The 15430-nt window shown below is 71.0% G+C and carries 15 protein-coding genes; 9 read left to right on the forward strand and 6 right to left on the reverse strand.

Annotated elements, in window-relative coordinates; genetic code table 11:
* Nucleotides 1-159: 159 nt before the first annotated feature.
* Together ACFYMO_RS28580 and ACFYMO_RS28585 are read right to left on the reverse strand one after the other, a co-directional pair.
* Nucleotides 160-1155, reverse strand: a complete 996-nt coding sequence (locus ACFYMO_RS28580) for an inorganic phosphate transporter (RefSeq protein ID WP_075003185.1) — start codon at nt 1153-1155, stop codon at nt 160-162.
* A gap of 6 nt (nt 1156-1161) precedes the next feature.
* Nucleotides 1162-1782 carry a DUF47 domain-containing protein gene (locus ACFYMO_RS28585; RefSeq protein WP_026004259.1) on the reverse strand — a complete coding sequence of 207 codons (621 nt, stop codon included), beginning with the start codon at nt 1780-1782 and terminating at the stop codon, nt 1162-1164.
* Nucleotides 1783-1989: 207 nt separating this feature from the next.
* On the opposite strand from ACFYMO_RS28585, the gene ACFYMO_RS28590 reads away from it, so the two are divergent.
* Nucleotides 1990-2424 (forward strand): metal-sensitive transcriptional regulator, encoded by a 435-nt coding sequence (locus ACFYMO_RS28590; protein WP_366771796.1) that lies wholly within the window; start codon nt 1990-1992, stop codon nt 2422-2424.
* A 260-nt stretch (nt 2425-2684) separates the two neighbouring features.
* On the opposite strand, the gene ACFYMO_RS28595 is transcribed toward ACFYMO_RS28590, so the two are convergent.
* Nucleotides 2685-2909 (reverse strand): hypothetical protein, encoded by a 225-nt coding sequence (locus tag ACFYMO_RS28595; RefSeq protein WP_139141055.1) that lies wholly within the window; start codon nt 2907-2909, stop codon nt 2685-2687.
* A gap of 154 nt (nt 2910-3063) precedes the next feature.
* Complete coding sequence (locus tag ACFYMO_RS28600; RefSeq protein ID WP_366771795.1) at nt 3064-3903, reverse strand: hypothetical protein; 840 nt, start codon at nt 3901-3903, stop codon at nt 3064-3066.
* 146 nt (nt 3904-4049) lie between these two features.
* On the opposite strand from ACFYMO_RS28600, the gene ACFYMO_RS28605 reads away from it, so the two are divergent.
* On the forward strand, nt 4050-4292 hold the full coding sequence (locus ACFYMO_RS28605) for a hypothetical protein (RefSeq protein ID WP_366771927.1): 243 nt from the start codon (nt 4050-4052) through the stop codon (nt 4290-4292).
* 109 nt (nt 4293-4401) lie between these two features.
* Here the strand turns inward: ACFYMO_RS28605 and ACFYMO_RS28610 are convergent, their stop codons facing one another.
* The gene (locus tag ACFYMO_RS28610) at nt 4402-5112 is read right to left on the reverse strand and encodes a phosphatase PAP2 family protein (protein WP_366771794.1); all 711 of its coding nucleotides are present in this window, start codon (nt 5110-5112) and stop codon (nt 4402-4404) included.
* A 281-nt stretch (nt 5113-5393) separates the two neighbouring features.
* Nucleotides 5394-6371: an NlpC/P60 family protein gene (locus ACFYMO_RS28615; protein ID WP_388550004.1), complete on the reverse strand. Its 978-nt coding sequence runs from the start codon at nt 6369-6371 to the stop codon at nt 5394-5396.
* Between the two features lie 344 nt (nt 6372-6715).
* On the opposite strand from ACFYMO_RS28615, the gene ACFYMO_RS28620 reads away from it, so the two are divergent.
* From ACFYMO_RS28620 to ACFYMO_RS28650, 7 genes are all read left to right on the forward strand, one after another.
* Nucleotides 6716-7024, forward strand: a complete 309-nt coding sequence (locus ACFYMO_RS28620) for a hypothetical protein (RefSeq protein ID WP_016472248.1) — start codon at nt 6716-6718, stop codon at nt 7022-7024.
* Nucleotides 7025-7121: 97 nt separating this feature from the next.
* On the forward strand, nt 7122-7772 hold the full coding sequence (locus ACFYMO_RS28625; RefSeq protein ID WP_366771793.1) for a class I SAM-dependent methyltransferase: 651 nt from the start codon (nt 7122-7124) through the stop codon (nt 7770-7772).
* A gap of 280 nt (nt 7773-8052) precedes the next feature.
* Entirely contained in the window at nt 8053-8925 is an 873-nt protein-coding gene (locus tag ACFYMO_RS28630; protein ID WP_388550007.1) for a hypothetical protein, read from the forward strand.
* Nucleotides 8915-10246: a hypothetical protein gene (locus ACFYMO_RS28635; protein WP_388550010.1), complete on the forward strand. Its 1332-nt coding sequence runs from the start codon at nt 8915-8917 to the stop codon at nt 10244-10246. Before ACFYMO_RS28630 ends, ACFYMO_RS28635 begins: the two co-directional genes overlap by 11 nt.
* The gene (locus ACFYMO_RS28640) at nt 10246-11811 is read left to right on the forward strand and encodes an SCO6880 family protein (RefSeq protein WP_366771790.1); all 1566 of its coding nucleotides are present in this window, start codon (nt 10246-10248) and stop codon (nt 11809-11811) included. The genes ACFYMO_RS28635 and ACFYMO_RS28640 overlap by 1 nt, the downstream gene beginning before the upstream one ends.
* Nucleotides 11812-11928: 117 nt before the next feature.
* Nucleotides 11929-13374, forward strand: a complete 1446-nt coding sequence (locus ACFYMO_RS28645; protein WP_388550013.1) for an ATP-binding protein — start codon at nt 11929-11931, stop codon at nt 13372-13374.
* A gap of 116 nt (nt 13375-13490) precedes the next feature.
* Nucleotides 13491-15116 (forward strand): hypothetical protein, encoded by a 1626-nt coding sequence (locus ACFYMO_RS28650; RefSeq protein ID WP_388550016.1) that lies wholly within the window; start codon nt 13491-13493, stop codon nt 15114-15116.
* The last annotated feature ends 314 nt before the right edge of the window (nt 15117-15430 follow it).

Genomic DNA, 15430 nt, shown 5'->3' on the forward strand with positions numbered 1-15430 from the left:
CCCGCCCCGTCCCTTCCCGCACTGCGGGGAGACACGGGGCGGGGGCGGCGCACCGGAGACCGGTGCCGGACGGATATTCGGGGTACGTGCTGGGGCTGAGTGCCTGGGTGCGGGGCGTCAGCCGTCAGCCGTCAGCCGTCAGCCGTCAGCCGTCAGCCGTCAGCCGAAGACGAGTTTGATCGCCCAGTAGATCACCGCCGCCGAGAAGGCGGCGGCCGGCATGGTGATGAACCAGCCGAGGATGATGTTCTTCGCGACCCCCCAGCGCACCGCGCTGACCCGCTTCGTTGCGCCGACACCCATGATCGCCGAAGTGATCACGTGGGTGGTCGAGATGGGCGCATGGAACATGAAGGACGCGGAGTACATCACGGAGGCCGCGGTGGTCTCGGCCGCGAAACCCTGCGGCGGGTCGAGTTCGATGATCCGCCGGCCCAGGGTCCGCATGATGCGCCACCCGCCCGCGTAGGTGCCCAGCGACAGCATGGCGGCGCTGGCGAACTTGACCCAGATCGGGATCTCGTTGTGCTGCTGCACATCGGCGATGGTGAGCGCCATGACGACCACACCCATGGTCTTCTGCGCGTCCTGGAGGCCGTGTCCGAGCGCCATTCCGGCCGCCGAGACGGTCTGCGCGATGCGGAATCCCCGCTTGGCCCGGTGCGGGTTCGCCCTGCGGAACATCCACATGATGGCGCACATCACCAGATAGCCGACGAGCAGACCGACCAGCGGCGAGAGGAACATCGGGACGACGATCTTCCCGAAGACCCCCCACCAGTGCACCGCGATGCTCCCGGCCAGCGCCGCGCCCACCAGACCGCCGAAGAGGGCGTGGCTGGAGGACGAGGGCAGTCCGTAGTACCAGGTGATGAGATTCCAGACGATGGCACCGACCAGGCCGGCGAACAGGATGGCCATGCCGCTGTCGCCGTGCGGGGTCTCGATCAGCCCCTCGCTCACGGTCTTGGCGACGCCGCTGCCGAGGAAGGCGCCCGCGAGGTTCATCACCGCAGCCATGGCCAGGGCAGCACGCGGGGTCAGCGCCCGGGTGGAGACCGACGTCGCGATGGCGTTCGCGGAGTCGTGGAAGCCGTTCGTATACGTGAAAAAGAGCGCGACACCGACGGTCACGATCAGCGCGAAGGTGTCCACGGAACGTCAGGACTCCTTGACCGTGATGGTCTCGACGGTGTTGGCCACGTGCTCGAACGCGTCGGCGGCCTCCTCCAGCACGTCCACGACCTGCTTGAGCTTCATGACCTCGATGGCGTCGTACTTGCCGTTGAACAGATGGGCCAGCAGCTTGCGGTGGATCTGGTCGGCCTGGTTCTCCAGCCGGTTGACCTCGATCCAGTACTCGGTGAGGTTGTCCATCGTCCGCAGGTTCGGCATGGCCTCGGCGGTCAGCTCGGCGGCCCGCGACAGCACCTCGATCTGCTGCTCGACCCCCTTGGGGAGCTCTTCGATCTGGTAGAGGACGACGAGGTCGACGGCCTCCTCCATGAAGTCCATGATGTCGTCGAGGGAGGACGCCAGGTTGTAGATGTCCTCGCGGTCGAACGGCGTGATGAAGGAGGAGTTGAGCTGGTGGAAGATCGCGTGCGTCGCGTCGTCCCCCGCGTGCTCCGCCGCGCGCATCCGTTCAGCGATCTCGGTGCGCGCGGAGGATTCAGCGCCGAGCAGTTCCATGAGGAGCTTGGAGCCGGTCACGATGTTGTCCGCGGAGGCCGCGAACATGTCGTAGAAGCTCGTCTCCCTGGGGGTCAGACGAAAGCGCACTGGGGGTCCTCGGGGTGCATCGATGACGGTCTCGTTGATGCTAGGCGCATCATCCGGCCACGGCGAACCGGCGTCCCCAGTGTCACCCATGGAGACTCGCGCTCCGCACCGGGCTCCGAGAAGTCCGGTATCATATACCCGTCAGGGGTATCAAGGTCCCGGTGTCACGGGCCCGACCGCCCCTCACCACCCACCCGGGAGGACCGCATGACGTCGCCGCAGACCACACCGGACACGCCGGAGACCGTGACGCCGGACACGGCCCGGACCGGCCCGGCGGACCCCGACGCCGCGACGACGGACCCCGGGACCGTGGCCCAGGCCACCTCGCAGTGCTGCTCGGCCCACGCGGCCACCGGCGAGCACGGCTACACCAAGCACAAAGAAGCTCACGTCAAGCGACTGCGCCGCATCGAGGGCCAGATCCGCGGCCTCCAGCGCATGGTGGACGAGGACGTCTACTGCATCGACATACTCACCCAGGTCTCCGCCTCCACCAAGGCCCTGCAGTCCTTCGCACTCCAACTCCTGGAGGAGCACCTGCGGCACTGCGTGGCCCACGCCGCGCTGGACGGCGGCGCCGAGATGGACGCCAAGGTCGAGGAGGCCACCGCCGCCATCGCCCGCCTGCTGCGCACCTGAGCAGCCGCCGCCCCCGCCGGGCCCAGCGCGCGCCCGCGCGTCGACAGGAGGCGCGGGGGACGCGGAGCACCAGGGGGCAGGGAACCGGCGAGCCTGGCCCGGAGTCTCCGCGGGCCGGCCCGGAGAAGCCGGGCACCCGACACCGCGGGTCGCGACGCCCGGACGCCTCCGCCAGCGGCGGACAACTCCGTCGGCAGTCGGACGCCGACAGGCGAAGGTCGGCCATCAGCCCACAGCAGCCGGACGTCAGCAGGCGGACGTCAGCAGGCGGACGAGCGGGGCAATTCGTCGAACCCGTCCGCCGCGCGCCGCAGCACCTCGTCGATCCGGGCCGCGCTGAGCGGCCCCTCGGCGGCGGATGCGGCGATCATCAGCTCGCCGCACAGCTCGATCTCGGCGAGAGCGACGTGGTCCTGCATCAGCGAACGCCGTCGGCAGCGGCCCCCACGGCCGTCGCCCCTGCCGTCACGCTTCGGTACGGGCACACGTATCACCTCCCGTGCTGCACGGATCCACCGGGCAAAGCGCCGCGGCCGGGCCTCGGCCCAGCCCCCCAGCCTAGGGAGGCGGCCGCCCGGGCGCATGGCACTTCCGAATCATTTACCGGTACGGCATCGCACCCACGGCGCCCGTCGAGCGCTACGGTGCGGCGATCCGGCCCGTCCAGATGTCGCCGGGCTCCGGCATCCTGATCCGCACCCGGGCGCCGAAGTCGTGGAGTTCCGTCGTCGAGGTGACCGTGTAGTCCGCGTCCGGAGGACTGTCCGGATCCGCGGCGAAGTCGAAGCGGTGCTGCACCTTCCGCAGTCGCGCCTGCGCGTCCAGATAGGCATCGAACGGCACCGTGTGGCCGGAGAACCCTTTCTCCGCCGCCCGCAACTGGCGCCGCGCCCGCGGCGGCGCCCCCGCAGCCGCCCGCTCGATGTCGACCAGGCCGCTGTAGTGCCACACCCGGGTGCCACCCAGCTCGGTCACCCCCTCGTAGGCCACCCGGCGCGCGCCCCGCAGCAGTTGGGCGGCAGTGACCGGATCGGTCGCACCGCCCGTCACCAGATTCCCGTCCGGCAGTCCGGTGGTGTCCACCCGCACCCACTTGTCGGCCGGCACCCCCGCCCGGTTGCGCATGTAGAGCGCGCCCGGCGCGATCAGCTCGCGCACCTGCCTGCGCTCCCCCGGCAGCGCCCCGTCCGTACCGGGCGGCAGCGTCACCCGGAGCCGCCCGGTACGGGCCGCCAGATCGAACGCGCCGCTGCCCTCGATGGTGACCCGGGTGTGACCGGTGACCATCTCCATCGCCGTCCGCACCCGCGCCGTCCCCGCCCGGGCCAGCTCGTCGACCGCCGCCACCACGGCGGCCCGGCCGGGCCGCGCGGGCCCGGCGGCGGGCGGCCCCGCGGTCGCCACCGCGCCCTCACCCGAGCACCCCGCCGAGGAGAGCAGCACCGCCCCGAGCGCCACCACCGTGAGCGAGGCGCGCATCCTGCCCCCTCGGATGTGCCGACGCACTGCCATCTAGCCGACCCCTCGCTCCCGGTCGCCGCCGTACCGGTTTCCCGGGCCGGTCCGGATCCGACCGTTCAACGAGTCCCCTGGGAAGCCCGTCACGGTCCGCGTACGGTGGTCACGTGCGAGAGCTAGCTCCCGAACACCAGCCGGACCCGGCACCTCCGACGGCCGCCGCGGCGCCGCACGGCACCTCGCTGACGGAACGGGGCTCCTTCTGCTCCGCCGCGTGCGCCTGCGGCTGGCGCGGCCCCGCCCGCCGGGCCCGCGACCGCGCCCGGGAGGACAGCCACGCGCATCTGCGGGACCACGGCGCCACCGACACGGCAGCGCCCCCGCCGGACGGTGCAACGGGGGCGCTGTAGCAGCTTCGCTTCGAGGCCGGTCCACGGCGGTGCGGGCGACCCGGACGGTGTCAGAACCGCCGCTTCAGGCCCGCAGGGCCGCTTCAGATCGCAGGCCCGCAGGCCTCCTTCAGGCCGCCAGGTCGCGGTCCCGGCTGCGGCGCGGCTCCTCCCGGCTCCGGCGGCCCACCGCCCGGCTGCCCGCGGCGCCGACGGCGGCAGCGGCGCCCGCCCACAGCAACGTCTCCAGGCGGGAATTCCGGGCCGCGCCCCGCACCACCGGGGTCAGCGCCCACATCGCGACGGGGGCGAGCAGCAGCGCCACCGCGGTGCCCAGGGCGAGTCCGCCGATGACGTCGGTGGGGTAGTGCACTCCCATGTAGACGCGGCAGAAGCCCTCCAGGAGGGCCAGCGCGATCGCGACGAGGCCGGGCTTGCGCTGGACCATGAAGATGCCGACGGCGATGGCCATGGTGAGCGTGGCGTGGTCGCTCACGAAGGAGAAGTCCGTCTTGCCCGCGACGAGGGGCTCCACGCTCTTGTGCTCCAGGAAGGGTCTCGGTCGCTCCACGAGGCCGCGGATGGGGATGTTGACCGCGAGCGCGATCAGCGCCGCCACCGGGGCCCAGATCAGCCCGGCGAAGCCGCCGAGCGCCTCCTCCCGGCTCTCACGTTTGCGCGTCACGCCCCACCAGGCCCACAGGGCCAGTACGACGAGTCCAGCGGCGATGCCGTACTCCCCGATGTACTCCATGACCCGGTCGGCCCAGGTGGGTGCGTCCTTGGCCAGCCCGTTGATCTCGTAGAGCAGTTCGACATCAGGGTTGTCCCAGAGTGCCATCGTGCTGCGGCCCCTCACTTCGGCTGTGTGCTCGTCGCTGGATCTGCGCTGACGACCCCCCGTGGTCGCGGTGCGGAAGTCCCATTCCGTGGAGAAAAACGCGCTGCGTCAGGTGAACCGTTCCGTTCTTACCGAAAGATCACCAGGACGTTACCCAAGGGTGACCCGTATACGCAGCTCAGGGCCTGTGCCTCACGGATTGTTGACGTAATCCGTGCACTGCGCACACAAGCCCCGCCGAGCCGCGCACAGACGTGCACCGGGACCACGCCCACCCCGGGTCACCCGGCGCTCGGCCGGGTCGCCCCGAAGTAGTCAGGAGTGTCGATGGGGTCGTAGCGAATCTTGGCCCCCGTGTAGGGAGCGTTGATCATCTTGCCACCCCCGACATAGATGCCCACATGGTGGATGGTGCGGGAGTTGGTCAGATCGGAGGCGAAGAACACCAGGTCCCCGGGGAGGAGTTCACCGCGCTTGGGGTGCGGGCCGGCGTCGTACTGGTCGTTGGCCACCCGCGGCAGTCCGACACCCACCTTCGCGTACGCCGCCTTCGTCAGACCGGAGCAGTCGAACCGGCCGCCCTGCGCCGCCGTACCGTTGCCGCCCCACAGATACGGCGTGCCCAGCTTGCTCTGCGCGAAGCTGATCGCTCCCGCACCCTGCTTGGTGGGGCTGAGCCGCCCGGTGGGCGCGGCGAAACTCTGCTCCATCCTGCGGATGGTGGCCACGTAGTTCTTCGTCTCGCTGTAGGGCGGCACTCCGCCGTACTTGATCACCGCGTACGGACCCGCGTTGTACGCGGCCAGCATGTTGTCCGAGGCGTTGCCCGGCACATGCTCGACGTTCGCGGCCAGCTTGCAGTCGTAGCTCGCCGCCGACGGAATGGCGTCCTCCGGGTCGTGCACGTCCCGCTTGCCGTCCCCGTTGGCGTCCAGCCCGTGCGTCGCCCAGGTGCCCGGGATGAACTGGGCTATGCCCTGCGCCTTCGCCGGGCTCTGGGCATCGGGGTTGAACCCGCTCTCCTGCTTGAGCTGCGCGGCCAGCAACGCCGGGTTGAGCGCCGGGCACTTGTTGCCCCACTTGTCGATGAGCTGCGCGTAGGCGGCCGGCACGGCCCCCTTGGCGAGGGAGACGGCGCCGCCCCCGGCCAGCAGACTGGCCGAGGCCGCGTACGTACCCACCACCAGCAGCGCGACGAACAGGGACAGCAGCCCCCCTCCGCCACCGACCGCCAGCAGCAGTGCTCTTCTACGGCGCACTCCCCAAACCTCCCCCACAGGTAACCAGTTCGCTCACGCCGACCATCCGGCACCATCATTCCAGGCCGATCGCCCGAGCGGAACGGCGGACAGCGGGCGCGGAGGTGAACCGCGGCCGCCGCCCCACCCCGCCCCCGGCCCACCAGGGGCGCACAGAGGTACATCTGTGCGCCCGCAGTCCCCGGAACTGCGTCGCCGGACCCGGAACAGGCCGCACCACACCACCGGCCACGCGGAGCGGCCCCGATCCGGGACCACTTCGGGCAAGCGGGACGCTCCGGCTGTCACCGGGCCGTGGCACAATCCGTCAGAGACAAACCTTGAAACTAGGCGGTGAGTTCACCATGTTCCTGGCGGCCGACAAAGGCGATATCACCACCATCATCGGCGGGATCGCCCCGGACTGGGGCCCATTCGGCTCGCTGGGCCACGAGGCCAGGGTGATGATCGAGGTCATCATGGCGGTGGCCATCCTGCTCTGCCTCGGCATCGCCATCTGGGGCGCGGCCAAGCAGCGGATCGGCGCCACGGCGCTCCGCGACACCTTCAGTGCCGAACAGGGCAAAGGCCTGATCGTCGCCGGCCTCACCGGCGTCTTCATCATCGGCTCGCTCGGCACCCTGTTCACCATCGTCTACGGCATGGCGGTCTGAAGGCCGACCACCGCGGAGCAGTCCGGCAGCCGCTCCGCACCCGACACCCCGGCGCCCCCGTGCGCCCGCACACCCGCGCCCGCACACGAGGAGCCCCATGGACATCGTGAACCCCGCCCTCGACGACTATCTGCTGGCCCACTGCACGCCGGCCGACGACATCCTGCGCGACCTCGTCGAGGAGACCCACGCGCGGGTGCCCGATTACCCCACCATGCAGATCACACACGACGAGGGCGAGTTCCTCACCATGCTCGTGCGGCTCACGGGCGCCAGGACCGCGGTCGAGATCGGCGTGTTCACCGGATACTCCTCCCTCTGCATCGCCCGCGGCCTGCCCGCCGACGGCCGGCTGATCGCCTGCGACGTCTCCGAGGAGTGGACGTCCATCGCCCGCCGCTACTGGGAACGCGCCGGCCTCGCCGACCGCATCGAACTGCATCTCGCCCCCGCCGTCGACACCCTGGCCGGGATGCCCCAGGAGCCGTTCGTGGACTTCGCGTTCATCGACGCGGACAAGGTCGGCTACCCGGCGTACTACGAGGCGCTGGTGCCCGTGCTGCGCCCCGGCGGGCTGATCGTGCTGGACAACGTGCTGCGCGGCGGCAGGGTCGTGGACCCCGCCGCCCAGGACGACGCGGACCTGGCCATCCGCCGGATCAACGACACCATCACCGCGGACGCCCGCATGGAGTCCGTCATGCTCCCCCTCCGCGACGGCGTCACCCTCGCCCGCAAGCGCGGCTAGCGGCACCAGGACGGCAGCCGCCGGTACGGCGGGTCGGCGCGACGGCCGCCAAGCGGCCTGCGCACCGGGGGCGCACCGACGCGCGGACGTCCCACATCCCGCGCCCGGAACCGCCCCGTGAGCGGCCCGGACACGGGCGGCGCACCGGCGCGATGTTCGAAATGCTGCCATCCACCTGGCTTGCAGACGGCACATGCGCGGCGCGACCCCGCTACCGTCATCTGAGGAGACAATGCAGTGACGGCAGTTGAGCGACAGAGGTCGAGGGGGCCAGGCCGGCATGAACATCGGCGGCGGCGAGTACGAAGCGCGTACCCGCACCAGCGAAGGCGTGCCCGGCGCCCGTGAAGGCGCACGGACAACGACTCGAACACGCCTGCCCGGCGGCGACGGCGGCGGCAACCGCCCGTCCAACCGCCCCGGCCGGAGCCTGGTGACGGTCGTCGCCGTGGTCGTCCTGCTCATCGCCGCCATCGCCTTCGCCAACCGCGGTGGCGGCGGCGAGGGCGGCGGAGGAGGCGGCGGTGCCGCCTCCGACAACAAGAACGACGCCGCCGCCGACGCCCGCCCCACGGCCCCCTCAGGTGAAGAACCTGTGAAGAATTCCCCCGGCGCCCTCGCCTCCGGCTTCGCCCACGACGAGCAGGGAGCACAGAGCGCCGCGGCGAACTACGCGGTGGCGTTGGTGTCCGCGGACATGATGAAGCCCGGCAAGAGAGAACAGATCATTCAGCGTCTCTTCTCCCCTGCCCGAGTGGATGCGACCACCAAGAGGCTGGACAAGGCGTACTCGCGGAAACTGCTCTCGAGCCTCGGCCTCGACGACGGCGGCAATGCCCCGAAGGGTGTCACCTTCATCTCACGCACCGTTCCGGTGGGAACCAAGGTCCGCAAGTACAGCGACGACACAACAGAGCTGGATGTGTGGTGCACCGGCGTCTTCGGCAACGCTGGTGAGGAGTCCACCAACCCGGTCAGAAACGACTGGTTCACCCTCAACCTCGAGCTCAAGTGGACGGACGGCGACTGGAAGATCGAGGACTTCACGCAGAAGGAAGGACCCGCGCCTGTGAACAGCGACAACAGGGCCTCGGGAGCGGACGAGATCTCCGACGCCGTGGAGAAGTTCGGAGGCTTCACCTATGCCCGCTGACACTCGGCGCCGCTTCCTCACCTTGGGATCGGTCCTGACCGGACTACAGGTTTCCGCGCTCCTCCTCGCGACCCGCGTCGCGGCCGCGCCGAAGGACGACTGCGACGACGCCCCCGGCCCTTGGCAGGAGAACTGCGAGCGGAGCGGTGACGGCCCAGGCAACCCCCTGGACGACCCCACAGCTGCCACCGATCCACTCTCCTCGCTCGCCAAGGGCTGCGCGGAGGCCGCGGCGTGGACGGTCGACAAACTGGCGAAGCTCGTCGACTCGACGACGAAGGTGGACTTCACGAACACGGAGTTCCTGCGGCAGTACGCCGTGGTGTTCGCCGCGTCCACGATTCTGACGCTGACCCTGTGGCTGCTGGCGGTCGCCAAGCGTGCGGTGCGCGGGGTGCCGTTCACCGAGGCGTTCACCGAGGCGATCGGCTTCCTCTGGTTGACGGTGCTGGCCTCCGCCTTCACCCCGCTGATCCTCTACACGGTGGTCTCGGCGACCGACTCGGTGACGGAGGTCATCGCCTCCGGCACTTCGGACAAGACCGACGCGTTCTTCGGCACCTTCTCCAAGGCGCTCAAGAAGGGCGACGACATCGGCGGCGGGCCGATCATGCTGATCGTCGTCTCTCTGGTGTCGGTGCTGGCGGCCGGTGTGCTGTATCTGGAGCTGGTGGTGCGCGCCGCCCTGCTGTACGTCGGCGCGCTGCTGGGCACCGCGGTCTACGCGGGACTGGTCGACAAGAACCTGTGGGGCCACGTCCGCCGCTGGGCGGGCATCATGATCGCCGTCATTCTCGTGAAGCCCGTGATCGTGATCGTGCTCGGTCTCGCGGGCGCGTTGGCAGGCGGCGACGGGCCCGATTCGGTCTCGGCGATCGTGTCGGGGCTGGCGATCATCCTGCTGGCCATCTTCGCCAGTGGGATGATCTACCGTTTCGTCCCGGGCTTCGGCGACGACATCGCCGCCCACCGCAACGCCGTGCGGGCCTCCTCGCGGTCCGCGGCCGCCGTGGTGGCCTCGCCGGCCGCACTCGTCCGGCAGGGCATCAACACCCACGGCGGCCGGGGCGGCGGCCAGAGCGCACCGGCGACCGCCAACGCGTCCTCCGGCGGGGGCGGCGGAGGCTCCGGATCCAACGTGTCCGGCGGAGTGGCCGCCCACAGTTCCCGCTCGGGCGGCGGCGAGGAGTCGGCGTCGCGGCAGCAGCCGCCCGCACCGGCCGCCACGACCCCGCACTCGGCGCGGCCGCCCCGGCAGGGTTCCTCGGAGGCGGGCCGGTCGCCGTCCGGCCCGCCGCACAGCTCGGGAGGTGACCGCTGATGTCGACCCCGTCCCACACAGCAGGCTCCGGCCTGGGCACACCGCGCCGCACCTACATGATCGGTCGCGCCAGGCCCAACGCCATCGTCGGCAAGAACCGCGAAACGGGCGAGATCGGCGTGATCGTCGTCGGCGCCTTCCTCGGCATGATGTGCGGCCTGCTCATCCCCGTCCTCTCGTTCCGTATCCCCGCCCTGGTCGGCTTCCCGGCGCTCGCGCTGGCGGCTGTCTACGTGCCGTACAAGGGCCGTACGTTCTACAGGTGGTTCGAGATCAACCGCTCCTACAAGCGGCTGCTGCGCCGCGGTACGACGTTCCGTTCCGACGCCGCCGAGGCGGGCACGACACTCGACGGCCGTGAGGTGGAGATCGGCTCGCCCCCGGGGGTGGGCCGCATCAACTGGCTGTCGGCGCCCTTCGGTCCCGACGAGATCGCCGTGCTGCTGCACGCCGACCGGCGTACGGTGACCGCGGCCATCGAGATCGAGGGCCCGGGCGTCGGGCTGCGCGACAGCGAGGACCAGGAGGCCTTGGTCGACCGGTTCGGCACCCTGCTGAAGCATGTGGCCAACGGGGACGGCTATGTGACTCGGCTGCAGATGTTGGCCCGGACGCTGCCCGCCGACCCGGACGCGCACGCCAAGGACGTGGCCCAGCGCGGCAACGAGCGGGCCGCCGGATGGCTGCGCACCTCCTACGACCAACTGCAGTCCATGGTGTCCACCTCCAGCGAGCAGCACCGCGCCTATCTGATCGCGTGCATGCCCTACGGGCGGGAGCTGGCGAACGAGGGCGCCACTATCGCCAAGGCGGCCAGGCGCACCGCGGGCCGCAAGCTGACCAAGGACGAGGGGCTGGCCATCGTGATGGCCCGCGAGCTCACCGACATCTGCGCCCGGCTCGCCGAGGCGGACATCCGGGTGCGGCAGCCGCTCGGGCAGGCCCGGCTCGCCTCGCTGATCCACTCGATGTACGACCCGGACCACCCCATCGACCACATCCAGGCCATGTCGAGGCGCAACGCCTGGCCGGCCGAGCTGGATGCGGTCGCACCGACGTATCTGCAGGCCAAGACCCGCGAGTCGAGCACCCGCGAGCCCTGGTGCCACGCCACGGCGTGGGTCAAGGAGTGGCCGATGACGCCGGTGGGGGTCAACTTCCTGGCCCCCCTGCTGGTGCACACCCCGGATGTGATCCGCACGGTCGCCGTCGTGATGGATCTGGAGCCGACCGAACTGGCCATCGAGCGGATGCTGACGGAGAAGACGAACGACGACGCGGAGGCCAGCCGCTCGGCGAAGATGAACCGCACGGTCGATCCACGCGACATCGCCGCGCACGGCCGCGTCGACCAGCGTGGCGAGGACCTGGCCTCGGGTGCGGCGGGCGTCAACCTGGTCGGCTATCTGACCGTTTCCTCCCGTTCGCCGGAGGCGCTGGCGCGGGACAAGCGCACGATCCGCGCCTCAGCGGGCAAGAGCTATCTGAAGCTGGAATGGTGCGACAGGGAACACCACCGCGCCTTCGTCAACACCCTTCCTTTCGCCACCGGCATCCGGCGCTGAGGAGGGACCTGTGCCGACCGCCCGACCCCGCGCCGCCGCCCCGCGGCTCCACCGCTCCCGCACCACCGTCCGACCGCTCCGCTCCCGCACCGCCGCTCCAGGCCGGAGGTAGCCAGCATGGCCGCGCTCGATCCCCTGTCCGCCCTCACCGAAGCGTTCACCAGCTTCCTGTTCGGCAAGACGGAGACGACCCGCCTGCCCGTCCGCACGTCCACGGGCCAGGCGCAGGCCGTCTACCTGCCGACGGCCGCACCGGGGCTGGGCGACTCCGGCGTCATCATCGGCCGCGAGGTCTACAGCGGGAAGGGCTACATCTACGACCCGTTCCAGCTCTACGGGCAGCAGCTGCCCGCACCGCACTGGCTGGTGCTTGGCGAGTCCGGGAACGGCAAGTCGGCGCTGGAGAAGACCTATGTGCTGCGCCAGTTGCGCTTCCGCGACCGCCAGGTGGTCGTCCTGGACGCGCAGGGCGAGGACGGCGTCGGCGAGTGGAACCTGATCGCCGAGGAGATGGGCATCACCCCGATCCGCCTCGACCCCACCGCGGCGCTCGACCAGGGCATCCGGCTCAACCCGCTGGACCCGGCCATCACCACCACCGGCCAGCTCGCGCTGCTGCGCACCATCATCGAGGTCGCGCTGGGGCACGGTCTGGACGAGCGCTCCGGGTTCGCGCTGAAGGTCGCGCACTCCTACGTCAACTCCACCATCACCGACCGGCAGCCGCAGCTGACCGACATCGTCGAGCAACTGCGCCATCCCAAGCCGGAGTCGGCGGAGGCGATGAACGTCGCCCTGGACGACGTCCGCGACTGGGGTCTGGACGTGGCGCTCGTCCTCGACCGGCTCGTCGACGGCGACCTGCGCGGGATGTTCGACGGTCCCACGACGGTCGGTATCGACCTGGACGCGCCGCTGATCGTCTTCGACCTCTCGCACATCGACCGCAACTCCATCGCCATGCCCATCCTGATGGCCATCGTCGGAGTCTGGCTCGAACACACCTGGATCCGCCCCGACCGGCGCAAGCGGATCTTCCTGGTGGAAGAGGCCTGGCACATCATCAACAGCCCGTTCGTCGCCCAGCTCTTCCAGCGCCTGCTGAAGTTCGGCCGCCGACTGGGCCTCTCGTTCGTCGCCGTCGTCCACCATCTGTCGGACGTGGTCGACGGCGCCGCCGCCCGGGAGGCGGCCGCCATCCTCAAGATGGCCTCCACCAGGACGATCTACGCTCAGAAGGCCGACGAGGCACGGGCAACCGGCAAGGTCCTGGGCCTCCCCCGCTGGGCCGTGGAGATCATTCCCACCCTGTCGCCCGGCATCGCCGTCTGGGACGTGAACGGCAACGTCCAGGTCGTCAAGCATCTGGTGACCGAGGCGGAACGCCCGCTCGTCTTCACCGACCGCGCCATGACCGAGAGCGCGGTGGAGGCCGAACTGGTGGAGGGCCCCTCGTTCGAGACGGCGCTGGACGCCGACCTGGAGGCGGAGACCGAGGCCCGGGCCCTGGCCATGGAACGCGCCCCCTCCGGACGGGCGGCGCCCGGCTCGGGAGTCGCCTGAACGGTGCCGGCGGGTGCCGCGTGCACCCGAGGACACCGCCCGGCATGCCCCCGCACGGTGCCACCGCGCAGGGGATCTTGCCGCAACCGACCGGCCCCGCTTGAATACCGGTACCGATGCCATACGACGACGCTCACGAACGTCACCGCCGCCTCCCGGACGGCCACCCGGACGCGGACCCGGACTACCCACCCCATCGACCTCGCCGCGCGCCCGGTGGGGGCGGCGGCATCCCCGACGGCCTTCTGGTCGGTGTCCTCGCCTTCCTGCTGGGCCTCACCGTGTTCGTGTGGACGGCGACGGGACTCGCCGGGCTGCTCGCCCACGGCGCCTGGCCGGACGGCGTCTCCTTCGCCAGGACGCCACTGGCCGTACGGCAGCTGGTCACCGAACCGCACGACATCGAGGGTGCCTGGCCCGCGACCCCGGGCGGCCAACTCTCCGGCTACGGGTTGTTCTGGGGCCTCTTCGTCAGCCAGATCCTGGTGCTGATGGTGCTCACCGTCTTCGTCATGGGGACCGTCGCCCGGGCCCGCGCCGTGCGGCGGGCCCGGCGCATCCGGGACGACCGGCGCCGCGCCGCCGCCGAGGCAGCCTCGTCGCCCGGTGCCCCGGCGGCACCCGAGGCCCCGGCATCGCCCGGAACGCCTGAGCGAAGGCATCCGGACACGACCGCGGGGCATCCCGGCGCCGCGGTGCCGGCACCGAAGCATCCGGGGCCCCTGGAGGACCCGGCCCACCGGCTGCCGTACTCCGCCCCCGGGCCGGAGTCCGGTTCCGAGGCAGGTGCGGGCTCCTGGCCGAAGGAGCGGTCCCTTCCGCCCGGAGAAGCCTCCACACCGGCAGCCGACCGTACGCCGCCCTCCGCGGAGCCGGGCGCCCCCGCCACCGTGCTCTCCGCCTCAACGGGGCCCGGAATCCCCGCTCATGGGGCCCGCCAGGGCCCGGAACACCCCGGCAGCGCGCTCCCGGCCCCCGGCGGGACGCCGGCCGAGGAGGATCCGGTGACGCGGATCCTGGAGGCCCCCGGCGCCGTACTCGTCAGCGCGGGTACGCCCGAGCTGTGGAACGCCACCAGGACGGCACGCGCCAAGCTCGGCCCCGTCCACGTCTTCGACCCGACGCACGCGTGCGACACACCCGACCGTCTGCGCTGGTCTCCGCACCACGGCTGCGCCGACCGCGCCACGGCCGCGTCCCGCGCCACCGCGCTGCTGGCCCCGCTGCGGTCCCCACGCCCGATCGACGCCACGACCCACACCACCGCGGAGACACTGCTGCGCTGCTGGCTGCACGCCGCTGCCCTGGAGAAGCGCTCCTTCCGAGAAGTACACCGCTGGGCGCTGGCGACCGGTCAGACCGCGGACGCCGTACGCGTGCTGCGCTCCCACCCCCGCGCCGCCTCGGGCACCGCGGGCGAGCTGGAGTCCGCACTCGCCGGCCATCCGCAACTGCGCGCCGACGCACTCGCTCTGATCCGCCGTGCGCTGTCACCGCTCGGGCAGTTGCATGTCCGCAACGCGTGCTCGGCCGAACGAGCCGATCGGCTCGCGTTGGAATCCTTCGTCGCCGAAGCGGGCACGCTGTATGTAGTGGGCGAGGATCCGGACGTCCTTCCGATCCTCAACGCGCTCACCGAGAGCGTGGTCGAGCACGGCCGCCGCATGGCCGCACGGTCATCTGACGGTCGGCTCGACCCACCACTGACGTCGGTCCTGGAGCTGCCGGCGACGCCCTTCTGAACGGCCGGACGCGTTCTGAGGAGCCGGGCCAGGAGACCGACGGCCTCCGGTCGCGGCCCTGGCCCGGTCGGCCGGGCGCCGGTGCCCACTGCCGGGGTCTGGTCTGCCGCCCAGGCTGAGCTGCACGGGCGACACCACCCCAGCAGTCCCCTCGCCTTCCATCACCCTTGAACCATGAAGCCAGGACGGGCCGAACAACGCCGAACCCGGCGAAGAGTTCTGAACGTGAGAGAGCCCCGTCGGATGTCTCCGACGGGGCTCTCCCCACAATGAGTTCGGCGGCGTCCTACTCTCCCACACGCTCCCGCATGCAG

Source organism: Streptomyces sp. NPDC007025 (genome assembly GCF_042869455.1).
Classification (GTDB): Bacteria; Actinomycetota; Actinomycetes; order Streptomycetales; family Streptomycetaceae; genus Streptomyces.

What these genes read in the sequence shown, in the direction of transcription:
- ACFYMO_RS28625 (WP_366771793.1), top strand. Translation starts at nt 7,122, where the DNA reads ATGGACATCGTGAACCCCGCCCTCGACGACTATCTGCTGGCCCACTGC.
- ACFYMO_RS28650 (WP_388550016.1), top strand. Translation starts at nt 13,491, where the DNA reads ATGCCATACGACGACGCTCACGAACGTCACCGCCGCCTCCCGGACGGC.
- ACFYMO_RS28640 (WP_366771790.1), top strand. Translation starts at nt 10,246, where the DNA reads ATGTCGACCCCGTCCCACACAGCAGGCTCCGGCCTGGGCACACCGCGC.
- ACFYMO_RS28630 (WP_388550007.1), top strand. Translation starts at nt 8,053, where the DNA reads ATGAACATCGGCGGCGGCGAGTACGAAGCGCGTACCCGCACCAGCGAA.
- ACFYMO_RS28610 (WP_366771794.1), bottom strand. Translation starts at nt 5,112, where the DNA reads ATGGCACTCTGGGACAACCCTGATGTCGAACTGCTCTACGAGATCAAC.
- ACFYMO_RS28635 (WP_388550010.1), top strand. Translation starts at nt 8,915, where the DNA reads ATGCCCGCTGACACTCGGCGCCGCTTCCTCACCTTGGGATCGGTCCTG.
- ACFYMO_RS28600 (WP_366771795.1), bottom strand. Translation starts at nt 3,903, where the DNA reads ATGCGCGCCTCGCTCACGGTGGTGGCGCTCGGGGCGGTGCTGCTCTCC.
- ACFYMO_RS28590 (WP_366771796.1), top strand. Translation starts at nt 1,990, where the DNA reads ATGACGTCGCCGCAGACCACACCGGACACGCCGGAGACCGTGACGCCG.
- ACFYMO_RS28620 (WP_016472248.1), top strand. Translation starts at nt 6,716, where the DNA reads ATGTTCCTGGCGGCCGACAAAGGCGATATCACCACCATCATCGGCGGG.
- ACFYMO_RS28645 (WP_388550013.1), top strand. Translation starts at nt 11,929, where the DNA reads ATGGCCGCGCTCGATCCCCTGTCCGCCCTCACCGAAGCGTTCACCAGC.